Raw genomic sequence first — 11361 nt, 5'->3', positions numbered from 1 at the left:
GCATGGCCAAGCCGGTGCACGCGGCGATCGGGCAGAAGACGATCCGCTGCCAGGTGTGCGACAACGACACCTTCCGCGAGCGGGAGGTGAAGCTGAACAGCACGGGCATGGAGTTCTTCAACATGGCCTGGGCGAACGAGTCGGCGACCGGACTGATCTGCTGGTCCTGCGGCTACGTCCACCTCTTCGTCAACCGGGACATCAGGCTCTACCGGATGCGCGAATGACAGCGCGCGGCCGGCCCGTGGCCCCGGGCGCCGGAAGGCCGGCGCCCGTCACGAACGGTTCGCCGAGGCGATGTCGCGGTCCAGTTCCCGGGTGAGGACGCGGTCGTGGGTCGCCTCGGCGATCTGCCGGGCCTGTGCGAAACGCCGCAGCGCGGCCGCCGCGGCGCCCTCGGCGACGCTCACCCGGCCGAGGCCTTGCAGCGCCCTCGCCTCGCCCCGCTGGTCCCGCAGCCGCTGGGTCATCTCCAGACTCCGGGCGAACGAGCGCGCCGAAGCCTCGGGCTCGCCGAACTCCAGCTGGGCCTGGGCCAGGTTCCGCCAGGCGTACGCCTCGGCCCGCCGGTCGCCCAGACTCTGGAACTCGGCCAGCGCCTCCTGGAACAGCGGGATCGCCTCGCCGTGCCGTCCCTGGTTCCCCAGGACGATCGCGAGGCTGCGCCGGGACTGGGCCGCGAGCCTGCGGTCCCCGGCCGCCCCGAGGCGCACGACGCCGTCGCCGAGCAGCCGGGCCGCCCGCTCCCAGTCCCCCAGGTTGCGGTGGATGATGCCTTCGAGCAGCAGGAGGGCCGCCAGCCCGTGCTCGTCACCGGAGGCGGTGTACCCCGCACGGGCACCCTCGTACGCCACCAGGGCCTCGTCGAGCCGGCCCAGGTCCCGACGGAGCGCCCCGGTGTCGAAGAGGGTGATGGCCTCGGCCCGGCGGTCGCCCGAGCGGCGAGCCGCGTCGAGGGCCAGCTCGACGGCGGTCTCCCAGTCGTCCCAGGCGGCCAGCATCTCGAAGAACGGGGCGCCGATGTGGGTGAGTTCCCACGCCGCGTCCCAGAACCCGCGCGCCGTGGCCAGCCGCACGCAGGCGACGATGTTGCGCTGCTCGCTGATGAACCAGACCACCGGGTCCCGCAGCAGACGATCGAGAGCGCGGGCCTCCACCGGGTGGCGCGGATGGGCGCCGGTCTTGCGGACCTCGCCCGGCTGGAAGCGGTCCTCCGCGGTGGCGGCGAGCGTGAGGTAGGCGCCCAGGAGCCGCTCCGTCGCGGCGGCGGCCCCGGGCTCGGGCTGCTCGCGGGCGAGGGCTCGGATCAGGTCGTGGAAGGCGTAGCGCACGGTGCCGGTCTCGTCGGGGCCGGTCGCGTCGAGCAGCTGCGCGGACACCAGGGCGTCGAGGTGGTGTTCGGCGGTGCGCAGCGGGACGTCCATGAGCGCGGCGAGCGCCCAGGCCGTGAAGTCCGTGCCGGGAAAGAGGCCGAGCACGCGGAAGGCCCGCTGCTGTTCTTCCGGCAGACTTCGGTGACTGAGCATGAACGTGGAGCGGACGTCGAGGTCGCCGATCTCCAGGTGGTCGAGCCGGTCGCGTTCGTCGGCGAGCCGGTCGGCGAGGTCCGCCAGCGGGACGTCGGGCCGCTCGGCCAGCCGTGCCCCCACGATGCGTACGGCCAGGGGCAGGTGCCCGCAGAGCGCCACCAGGCGTCGCGCGGCCGCCGGATCGTCCGCCACGCGCCGCGCTCCCGCCACCCGGCCCAGCAACTCGACCGCTTCCTCGGGTTCCAAGAGGTCAAGCACGATGGTGTGGGCTCCTTCGATGGTACTGAGCGGGGTACGGCTGGTGACGATCACGGCGACGTCCGGGGTGCCGGGCAGCAGGGGCCGCACCTGGCGGGGGCCGTTGGCGTTGTCGAGGACGATGAGCAGACGGCGTCCGGCGGTGAGGGTGCGCAGCAGCTGCTCGCGGTCGTGCAGCGCGTCCGGTATCTCACGAGGGTCGGTGCCCAGCGCCCGCAGGAAGTGCCCCAGTATCACCGCCGGTTCGGCGGGGACGAGGTCGTATCCCCGTAAGTTCGCGAACAGCTGGCCGTCCGGATAGTCGTCCGCCGCGCGTTGCGCCGCCCGTATCGCGAGGGTCGTCTTGCCCAGGCCCCCTTTGCCCGCGATGGCGGCCACGAGGGGGCCGGCCGACCGACCGCGTCGGCGCAGGAGCCCTACCAGGGCGTCGAGTTCACCGTCCCGGCCGGTGAAGTCGGTGATGTCGCGGGGTAGTTCCCGGGGCACCGATCCCCCCGGCCCGCCCGGACCGCTCCGGGGGCTCTGGGCATAGGCCAGGGCTCCGCTGGCCAGGGCGGTGATTCCCGCGAGTGCGTACTGCACGGGGCCGACGTCCCCGAACGCGTCCCACCCCGCACCGGCGGCGGCGAACGCCCCGGCGGTACTCGCGATCCCTACGAGCCAGCGCGCGCGTGAATTCACGTCGCACATGGTAGCGAGCCCCGCGACCGGACTCACCTGATTCACCATCACGTTCCGGGACTCCGTCACGGCCCGGACGGCTCAGGAGTCGAAGGAACCGTGCCGTCCCGCCCCGGCCGCGAAGCGCGCGGCGCCGCCGAGGGTCTCGCCGGCCGACAGGGGCACCATGCCGTGCCGCAGTTCGGCCGCCAGCGCCTCGGCTTCGGGCAGGCCGTGCTGCTCCCGGACGGACAGGCGGTCGTGGCGCAGGCACAGCTGGGGGAACGCGGCGATCTCCCGGGCGAGTTCCTCCGCCGCGGCCCGGGCCCGGCCCGGCGGCACGAGACGGTTCGCGAGCCCGATCGCGTAGGCCTCGGCGGCCGGGACCGGCCGGCCGGTCAGGATCAGGTCCATGGCGCGGCTCTCGCCGATCAGCCGGGGCAGCCGGACCGTGCCGCCGTCGATCAGGGGCACTCCCCACCGGCGGCAGAACACCCCGAGGACCGCGTCCTCCTCGACCACGCGCAGATCGCACCAGAGGGCCAGTTCGAGCCCGCCGGCCACCGCGTGACCGCTGACGGCCGCGACGACCGGCTTCGTCAGGCGCAGCCGGGTCGGCCCCATCGGGCCGTCGCCGTCGGGCGCCACCCGGTTCCCGCGCCCGGTGCCGACGGCCTTGAGGTCGGCGCCCGCGCAGAACGTGCCGCCCTCGCCCCACAGCACCGCGACCGAGGCCTCCTCGTCGGCCTCGAACTCCCGGAAGGCGTCGGCCAGCCGCCGCGCGGTCGGCCCGTCCACGGCGTTGCGGGCGGCGGGCCGGGACAGGACCACCGTGGTCACGGGCCCGTCGCGCTCGACGCGGACGGCGTCCTGCTCCGCCGGTGTCGCTGATGCATCGGTCATGCGGGCATTCTCACGCGACCGCGGTCCGGCGGCCAGACCGGGGAGCCCGGCACGGAGGAGGGGCGGGCACGACGGTCGCCATTTCATCCGCCGTACATGGAACCGGGGAGCCACTCCCCATACTGTCGTGCCCATGGCAGCAGGAATCCTCACTGCGCGCCGCCACGTCGACCAAGGGCACCTGGCGAGCGCCCTCTGTCCGGTCGCCCCGGCGCGCTGAACGCGCCCCTTCCCCCCCACGGGATCCCCACCTGGCGCCCCCGCCCGACTCCCGTCTCTTCCCCTTCCCGCGACGGCCCGACCACACGTTCCCCGTGCGTCCGGCCGCCGTGCCCCTTGTGCAGTCGCACCCAGAGGAATGGACACCATGAGCGAGAACCGACGCCCGCAGGTCAGCCGACGAGGCTTCCTCGGCGGCGCCGCCGCCGTCGCGGCCGCGACCGCCGTACCCGCCCTCGCGCAGGTCGCCGGAGCCGGCGCCGCTGCCGCCGCCGGCCGGCCGAACATCCTGCTGATCGTCACCGACGACCAGCCCAAGCACACCGAATGGGCGCTGCCCAAGACCGTCGCCTGGCTCGCCGACCAAGGCGTGAAGTTCACCAACGGCCACGTCACCACCCCGCTGTGCGCGCCCTCGCGCTCCAGCGTGTTCTCCGGCCGCCACGCCCACAACCACGGCGTGCGCAACAACAAGGCCTCGTACGCGCTCGACCAGAGCACCACCGTGCAGAAGTACCTCAGGCAGGCGGGCTACCGTACCGGCCTGTTCGGCAAGTACCTCAACTCCTGGACCCTGGCGGACAATCCGCCGCACTTCGAGGAGTTCGCCCTTCTCCAGCCCGGTTACGTCGACGCCCAGTGGAACGTCAACGGCACCGTCCAGACGATCAACGGCTACACCACCACCATCGTCAGGAACCGCACCCTGAACTTCCTCGACAAGGCCGCCACCGACACCCGGCCCTGGTTCGCGTACGTCACCCCGTACGCCTCCCACGGTCCCCGCACCCCCGAGGCGAAGTACGCGGACGCCGTCGTCCCGGACTGGAACGGCCGCCCCTCGGTCCCCGAGAACGACCGCAGCGACAAGCCGGCGTACATCAGGAACGCCACCGGCACCCTCGCCGACGGCCGGACCATCCGCGCCGAGCAGCTGCGCACCCTGCTCTCCGTCGACGACGCGGTGCAGGCGTTCAAGGACAAGCTCCAGGCCCTGGGCCAGCTCGACAACACCCTCGTCATCTACATCGGCGACAACGGCTTCAGCTGGGGGGACCACGGCTGGACCGCGAAGTCGGTGCCCTACCGTCCGGCCCACGAGGTGCCGTTCTACCTCTCCTGGCCGGCCGGCGGCCTGGGCGCGGGGACCCAGGACAACCGCATCGTGGCGAACATCGACATCGCGCCGACCATCCTCGACGCGGCGGGCATCACCCCGAGCGCCCCGCAGGACGGCCGGTCCCTGCTCTCCTCCTACAGCCGCGACCACCTGCTGGTGGAGTGGTGGAAGCAGGGCACCGGCACCGGCGGTGCGCCCACCTGGTCCTCGTACGTGGCCAAGGACAAGCAGTACACGGAGTACTACGACCTGACGACCGATGTGAACGGCACGGTGTCCGGCACCGGACAGGTGAAGTTCCGCGAGTACTACGACCTGGTCGACGACCCGTACCAGTTGACCAACAAGCTCTACCAGGCCACACCGGCCGACGAGCAGGCCCTCGGCGTCCCCGCCCTGGCCGCGCGGCTCGCCGCCGACCGCGTGGCCTGAGCCGCCGCACCGCACCACCGGCCGGCCCCGTGCCGCGACGCACGGGGCCGGCCGCCCACCCCTCCGATTCCGCCGGAGCCGTCATGCCCGAATGCTGCACCCCAGGCCGCGCCCACCCTTCCGTCCTGACCCTCGCCCCGCCCCTTCCTCCGGCCCGCCCCTCCCGGATCGCCCGGCAGCTCCTCGCCCTGCCCGGAGGACGCTTCCTCATGGGCACCGACGACCCGGTGGGCTTCCCCGCCGACGCCGAGGGCCCGGTCCGCGAGGTGGTCGTGGAGCCCTTCCGGATCGCGGCCACGACGGTGACGAACGCGCAGTTCGCCACCTTCGTCAAAGCCACCGGACACGTCACCGACGCCGAACGCTTCGGCTTCTCCTTCACCTTCGGGGCCTTCCTCGCCGACGAGGTCGCCGCGGTCTCCGCGCCCGTGGCGGCCGTCCCGTGGTGGCGGGCGGTGGAGGGGGCCGACTGGCGCCACCCCGAGGGGCCCGGTTCGCACGTCACCGACCGGCAGAACCACCCCGTCGTCCACGTGTCCTGGCACGACGCCCAGGCCTACTGCGCCTGGTCCGGCACCCGCCTGCCCACCGAGGCCGAGTGGGAGTACGCGGCCCGCGGCGGCCTGGAACAGCGCCGGTACCCGTGGGGCGACGAGCTCATGCCCGACGGCCGCCCCCTGTGCAACATCTGGCGGGGCGAGTTCCCCGACCTCCCCACCGGCGGGGGGCACGCGGGCACGGCCCCCGCGAAGTCCTTCCGGCCCAACGGCTTCGGCCTCTACAACACGGTCGGCAACGTCTGGGAGTGGTGCGCGGACCGGTTCGCCCCCGGCGAGGAGACCGCCCGCGCGATGCGCGGCGGCTCGTACCTCTGCCACGACTCCTACTGCAACCGCTACCGGGTGGCCGCCCGCAGCTCCAACACACCCGACAGCTCGACCGGCAACATCGGCTTCCGGGTGGCCGCCGACCCCGACTAGGGACTGTCTTCCGGATCAGCCGGACCGGCCGAGCAGCAGGTCCCGTACGCAGCCGCGCAGCCAGGCGTGGGCCGGGTCGGCGTCGTGGCGCGGATGCCAGGCCAGGCCGATCGACAGGGACGGCAGGTCGAGGGGGACCTCGAAGGTGACCAGGCCGAGGGCCGCGGCCAGCGAGCGGCTCCGCGCGCCGATCAGGCCGACCAGGTCGGTGTCGCGGAGGACGAACAGCGACGCCGGGTACGTGCCGACGCTCGCCACGACCCGCCGCCGCAGGCCGTGCTCGGCCAGCGCGGTGTCGACGGGGCCCTGCAGCCGGCCCCGGCGCGAGACGACCAGGTGGTCCGCGTCCGTCGCGAACCTCCGCCGCGTCAGGCCTCCCCGGAGGAGCGGGTGCCCCGCCCGGACGACCGCGAGCATGCGGTCGTCGAGGACGTGCTCGGTGCGCACCTCGGGATGGACGGTGTCGATGACGCCGATCTCCAGGTCCGCGACGCCCTCCCGCAGCACCGGCGCGTCGACGTGACTCTCGTTCAGGAACCGCAGCCGCACCAGCGGGGCCTCGCGGGCGGCGCGCGCGAGCAGCTCGGGGCCGAGCAGGGCGGGATGGGAGTCCTGGCCGAGCACCGTGAACGTCCGCGCGACGGCGCGGAGATCGGTGGGGCCCGAGGCCGCGAACAGCGCCCTGGCCCGCTCCACGACCGCGCCGACCTCCGCCCGTACGGACAGCGCGTACGGCGTCGGCACCATCGCGCGCCCCGCGCGCACCAGGATCGGATCGCCGAGCGCCTTGCGGATCCGGCCCAGGGTGCGGCTGGTGGCCGGCTCGGACAGGTGCAGCCGACGGGCCGCTCCCCGCACGCTCTGTTCCTCCAGGAGGACGTCGAGGGCGAGGAGGAGGTTCAGGTCGAGACCGGTGGCGTCCACGGATTGCGTCACACGCACTCACTCCTTGCAAAAGATGCACTGGAAGTAATCCACGGGCCGAGCCTACGGTGAACGCACACCCCCTCACCACGACGCTCCCCGGAGGAGCCATGTCTTCCGCTGCCCTCTCACCGCCCCCCTCCGCCCCGGCCGGCACCGCGCCGGGCCCGCTCCGGCGGTCGACCCTGCTCGCCCTGTGCGCCTGCGTCCTGGTGGCGCAGAGCATGGTCGCCGCCATCAACCTCCTCATCCCCCAACTGGCCGCCTCCTCGCTCCACCCGTCCTCCACCGAGCTGCTCTGGACGGTCGACGCGTACGTCATCGTCTTCGCCGGACTGCTCATCCCCGTCGGCGCGCTGGGCGACCGCCGGGGCCGCAAGGGCGTCCTGCTCGCGGGTCTCGCGCTGTTCGCCGCCGGAGCGGCGCTGAGCGCCCTGGCCGCCTCGCCCGCGCTGCTGGTCATCGGCCGCGGGGTGTCCGGCGCCGGGGCCGCCTGCATCACGCCCGCGACCATGTCGATCCTCGTGCGGCTCGCCGGACCGGAGGGCCGGGCCCGGGCCCTGGCCTCCTGGACCCTCGCCATCGGCCTGGGCGGCCTCGCGGGCAACGTCGTCGGAGGAACGGTCGGCCAGTTCCTCTCCTGGCGCGTGCTGTTCTGGCTGATGGTCCCCCTGGCCGTGCTGCTCGCCTGGGCCGTCGCGGTCGCCGTGCCGCGCACCGACCGCTCCCCGCACGGGCGCCCCGACCCGCGCGGCACCCTCGTCCTCGTCGCGGCCCTGGTCGCCCTCCTCGCCGGCATCATCGAAGGCCCGGCGTACGGCTGGACCTCGCCCCGCATCCTCGTCCTCTTCGCGCTGAGCGCGGTGCTGACCGGCCTGTTCACCTGGTACGCGCTCCGCTCGCCGGCCGCCCTCTTCGACCCGCGGGTCTTCCGCTCCCGGCGGCTGCGCGCCGCCGCCCTGGGCACGGCCACCGGCTTCTTCGGCCTCTTCTCGCTGTTCTACGCCAACTCGCAGTACCTGCAGTACGTGAAGGGGTACGGCCCCGCCCTCACCGGGCTCGCCATCGTCCCGCTCACCATCGGCATGGCCCTCTTCCCCAAGGTCGCGACCCGCTGGCAGGCCGCCTCCGGTCCGCGCCCCGCCGTCGTCACCGGCCTGTTCCTGATCGGTGCCGGACTCCTCGGGGCCTCCACCGCCGACGCGGCCACGCCGTACGGGCTGTACGCCTGCTGGCTGCTCGTCATCTCGGCGGGAACCGGTCTGTGCATGCCGGCCCTGACCGTCGGCGTCGTCTCCTCCCTCCCCGCGCACCAGGCGGGCCTCGGCTCCGGCCTCGGCACCTCGGCCCGGGAGATCGGCGCCGCCCTCGGCGTGGCCGTCACCGGCACCGTGCTCGCCGCACACGGCACCGGCGCGGGCACGGAGTCCTTCGCCGACGCGATGAGTCCGGCGCTGCGCACGGTGGGCGCGGTCGTCCTGGCGGCCACGGGCCTGGTCGCCCTCGGATACCGGACCGGGTCCGGACGGCGGCCCGGCGCCGGGACCGCGCCGACGTCCTGAGAGCGGCCGCCGGGACGCCCCGTGCGCACGGGGGAGTCGGAGGGCGCGGGCCGCGCGCGGGGGAGCGGGGCACTTTCCTGCCGGCTCCCCCCTTACGCGGCGGTGGGTTTCCCCTTAGCCTCACACCACTGCTCGCACGTCACCTGCCGGTCAACCAGGTTGACGGGCGCACAGGGCCCGGAGGTCGCCATGAGTTCCGCGCAGTACCTGCTCGACAACCGGCCGCGCTCGGTGGCGCACCTCTTCCTCTCGCGGGTCGCGGCCACACCCGACCGGGAGGCCTACCGCCATCCCGTGCCGGCCGGGCAGGGCGCCCCCGGCGCCGAGGAGTGGCGCTCGCTGACCTGGGCCCAGGCCGCCGAACGCGTGACGGCGATCGCCGCCGGCCTGCTCGCCCTCGGGCTGCGGGCCGAGGAGCGCGTGGCCATCTCCTCCTCCACCCGAGTGGAGTGGATCTTCGCCGATCTGGGCGTGATGTGCGCGGGCGGCGCCGCGACCGCCGTCTACCCGAGCACCGACGCCGACGAGACGGCGTACATCCTCGCCGACTCCGGCAGCCGGGCCGTCTTCGTCGAGGACGCCGCCCAACTGGCCAAGGTCGTCTCGCAGATGGACCGCCTGCCCGGCCTCGGCCACGCGATCCTCTTCGACCCGGAGGAGGACCTTCCCCGGGTCGAGGGGCTCGACGTGCTGAGCCTCGCCGAACTGGAGGAGCGCGGCAGGACGTACCTCCGGAAGCACCCGGACGCGATCGACGCGGCGGTCGGCGCCATCGAGCGCGAGCAGCTCGCCACCCTGATCTACACCTCCGGGACGACCGGCCGCCCGAAGGGCGTGCGCCTGGTGCACGACTGCTGGTCCTACCAGGGCGCCGCGCAGGAGGCGAGCGGACTGCTGCGCCCCGACGACGTGCAGTTCCTCTGGCTGCCGCTGTCCCACGTCTTCGGCAAGGCCCTCATCTCCGGTCAGGTGCAGACCGGACACGTGATCGCGATCGACGGACGCGTCGACCGCATCGTCACCAACCTGCCCGTCGTCCGTCCCACCGTCATGGCCTCCGCGCCGAGGGTCTTCGAGAAGGTCTACAACGGCATCGCCGCGAAGGCGCGGGCCGAGGGCGGAGCCACGTACAGGATCTTCCGGTGGGCGGCGAAGGTCGCCCGCGACCACGCCAGGACCGCCCAGGAGAGCCTGGTGGCGACGGGGACCCGCAAGGTGCCCCTGTGGCTCGGCGTCCAGCACGCCCTCGCCGACAAGCTGGTCTACGGCAGGATCCGGGCGGCGTTCGGCGGAGAGCTCCGCGGCAGCGCCTCGGGCAGCGCCGCGCTCGCCCCCGACATCGGCTACTTCTTCGCCGGCGCGGGCGTGCCCGTCCTGGAGGGCTACGGCCTGACGGAGACCAGCGCGGCCTGCACCGTCAACCCGGTCGACGACCACCGGGTGGGCACGGTCGGCCGGCCCCTGCCCGGCACCGAGGTCCGCATCGCCGAGGACGGGGAGATCCTCCTGAGGGGGCCCGGCATCATGCGCGGCTACCACAACCTCCCGGAGAAGACCGCCGAAGTCCTGGAGAGTGACGGCTGGTTCCGCACCGGTGACATCGGCGAGATCGACGAGGAGGGCTTCGTCCGGATCACCGACCGCAAGAAGGACCTGTTCAAGACGTCGGGCGGCAAGTACGTGGCACCCACGGAGATCGAGGGCCGCTTCAAGGCCGTCTGCCCGTTCGTCAGCAACATCCTGGTCATCGGCAACGGCCGCAACTACTGCACCGCCCTGATCGCGCTCGACGAGAGCGCGATCATGCCCTGGGCGGCGGCGAACGGACTCGGCGGCCGCACCTACGCCGAGGTCGTCTCCTCGCCGGAGACGCACGCGCTGATCGACGGCTTCGTCCGGCGCGTCAACGGCGACCTGCAGCGATGGCAGACGATCAAGAAGTTCTCGGTCCTGCCGCGCGACCTCGACGTCGAGCACGGCGAACTCACCCCGAGCCTCAAGGTGAAGCGGCCCGTCGTGGAGCGCGAGTACGCCGGGCTCGTCGAGGCCATGTACGAGGGCGCCCGCGAGGCCTGACGCCCGGCCGGCCGCCGGGAGCGCCCCACCGACGGTGCCGCTCCCGGCGTCAGCCCCCCACCACCTCCACGTGGTCGCCGACCGCGACGACCAGCACCCGCGAGCCCGGTTCGGTGGTGCGCCAGCGGTGCCGGACACCGCCGGACAGGAGCAGGGTGTCCCCGCGCCCCAGCCGGTGGACGCGGCCCTCGGCCTCCACCTCCACCGAGCCGTCCGCCACATACAGCAGCTCGTCGTTCCGGTGCCGGAACTCGCGGTCCGCCTCCTGCGCGCCGACGAACTCGAGCGCGTGCAGCTGATGGCGGCCGCGCACCACCGGCCGGACGCGCGTCTCCCGGTCGAGGCCGCTGTCGTCGTCCGCCCGCACCACGTCGACCGTCCGGGTCTCGTCGGAGGCCGCGAGCAGCTGCACCGCCGTGGTCCCGAGGGCGTCGGCGATCCGCTGCAGCGACCGCATGCTGGGCCGCGCCCGGTCATTCTCGATCTGGCTGAGGAACGGCGAGGAGAGCCCGCTGCTCCGCGCCACCTCGGCGAGCGTCAGGTCGAGCGCCCGCCGCCGACGGCGCACGGCTGCGCCCACCCGCGGTGTGTTCGCGGCCTCCATGGATGTCCCGTCCTTCCCGGCGGCACCCGGTGGCGCCTGACGGCACCCTACGCGGCGCGGCCGCGGAACCCGCAGACGGTTTCGTACTCCCGAC

Annotated in this window: 9 protein-coding genes; 5 read left to right on the top strand and 4 right to left on the bottom strand. The window is 73.7% G+C overall.

The window, feature by feature from the left end:
- The first annotated feature begins 2 nt into the window (after positions 1-2).
- Positions 3-227, top strand: a complete 225-nt coding sequence (locus ACIGW4_RS01800) for a hypothetical protein (protein WP_359590305.1) — start codon at positions 3-5, stop codon at positions 225-227.
- Between the two features lie 48 nt (positions 228-275).
- Here ACIGW4_RS01800 and ACIGW4_RS01795 read toward each other — a convergent pair whose 3' ends face one another.
- Positions 276-2468 carry an ATP-binding protein gene (locus ACIGW4_RS01795; protein ID WP_399577789.1) on the bottom strand — a complete coding sequence of 731 codons (2193 nt, stop codon included), beginning with the start codon at positions 2466-2468 and terminating at the stop codon, positions 276-278.
- 81 nt (positions 2469-2549) lie between these two features.
- On the bottom strand, positions 2550-3350 hold the full coding sequence (locus ACIGW4_RS01790) for a crotonase/enoyl-CoA hydratase family protein (protein ID WP_123457079.1): 801 nt from the start codon (positions 3348-3350) through the stop codon (positions 2550-2552).
- 367 nt (positions 3351-3717) lie between these two features.
- Here ACIGW4_RS01790 and ACIGW4_RS01785 point away from each other — a divergent pair, with 367 nt between their 5' ends.
- Together ACIGW4_RS01785 and ACIGW4_RS01780 are read left to right on the top strand one after the other, a co-directional pair.
- A complete protein-coding gene (locus ACIGW4_RS01785) occupies positions 3718-5121 on the top strand; it encodes a sulfatase (protein ID WP_123457080.1) in 1404 nt (467 codons plus the stop codon).
- A gap of 83 nt (positions 5122-5204) precedes the next feature.
- On the top strand, positions 5205-6101 hold the full coding sequence (locus tag ACIGW4_RS01780) for a formylglycine-generating enzyme family protein (RefSeq protein ID WP_399577785.1): 897 nt from the start codon (positions 5205-5207) through the stop codon (positions 6099-6101).
- A gap of 15 nt (positions 6102-6116) precedes the next feature.
- On the opposite strand, the gene ACIGW4_RS01775 is transcribed toward ACIGW4_RS01780, so the two are convergent.
- Positions 6117-7043, bottom strand: coding sequence for a LysR family transcriptional regulator (locus tag ACIGW4_RS01775; RefSeq protein WP_399577782.1), 927 nt, complete (start codon positions 7041-7043; stop codon positions 6117-6119).
- 92 nt (positions 7044-7135) lie between these two features.
- Between ACIGW4_RS01775 and ACIGW4_RS01770 the strand changes: the two genes are divergently transcribed.
- Positions 7136-8587, top strand: coding sequence for an MFS transporter (locus ACIGW4_RS01770; protein ID WP_399577780.1), 1452 nt, complete (start codon positions 7136-7138; stop codon positions 8585-8587).
- Between the two features lie 189 nt (positions 8588-8776).
- A complete protein-coding gene (locus ACIGW4_RS01765; RefSeq protein ID WP_398706719.1) occupies positions 8777-10663 on the top strand; it encodes an AMP-dependent synthetase/ligase in 1887 nt (628 codons plus the stop codon).
- Positions 10664-10712: 49 nt separating this feature from the next.
- Here the strand turns inward: ACIGW4_RS01765 and ACIGW4_RS01760 are convergent, their stop codons facing one another.
- Positions 10713-11267 (bottom strand): helix-turn-helix domain-containing protein, encoded by a 555-nt coding sequence (locus tag ACIGW4_RS01760; RefSeq protein WP_123457085.1) that lies wholly within the window; start codon positions 11265-11267, stop codon positions 10713-10715.
- Positions 11268-11361 lie beyond the last annotated feature (94 nt).

It is taken from the genome of Streptomyces sp. NPDC053513, assembly GCF_044544765.1.
Lineage (GTDB): Bacteria > Actinomycetota > Actinomycetes > Streptomycetales > Streptomycetaceae > Streptomyces > Streptomyces litmocidini.
Note: the sequence above shows the minus strand (reverse complement) of the source record. Positions and strands in the feature narration are given on the sequence as shown.

Bases quoted from the DNA above. Each gene is read 5' to 3' on its own strand.
- ACIGW4_RS01800 (WP_359590305.1), top strand. From the start codon at position 3: ATGGCCAAGCCGGTGCACGCGGCGATCGGGCAGAAGACGATCCGCTGC.
- ACIGW4_RS01790 (WP_123457079.1), bottom strand. From the start codon at position 3,350: ATGACCGATGCATCAGCGACACCGGCGGAGCAGGACGCCGTCCGCGTC.
- ACIGW4_RS01760 (WP_123457085.1), bottom strand. From the start codon at position 11,267: ATGGAGGCCGCGAACACACCGCGGGTGGGCGCAGCCGTGCGCCGTCGG.
- ACIGW4_RS01770 (WP_399577780.1), top strand. From the start codon at position 7,136: ATGTCTTCCGCTGCCCTCTCACCGCCCCCCTCCGCCCCGGCCGGCACC.
- ACIGW4_RS01785 (WP_123457080.1), top strand. From the start codon at position 3,718: ATGAGCGAGAACCGACGCCCGCAGGTCAGCCGACGAGGCTTCCTCGGC.
- ACIGW4_RS01765 (WP_398706719.1), top strand. From the start codon at position 8,777: ATGAGTTCCGCGCAGTACCTGCTCGACAACCGGCCGCGCTCGGTGGCG.
- ACIGW4_RS01780 (WP_399577785.1), top strand. From the start codon at position 5,205: ATGCCCGAATGCTGCACCCCAGGCCGCGCCCACCCTTCCGTCCTGACC.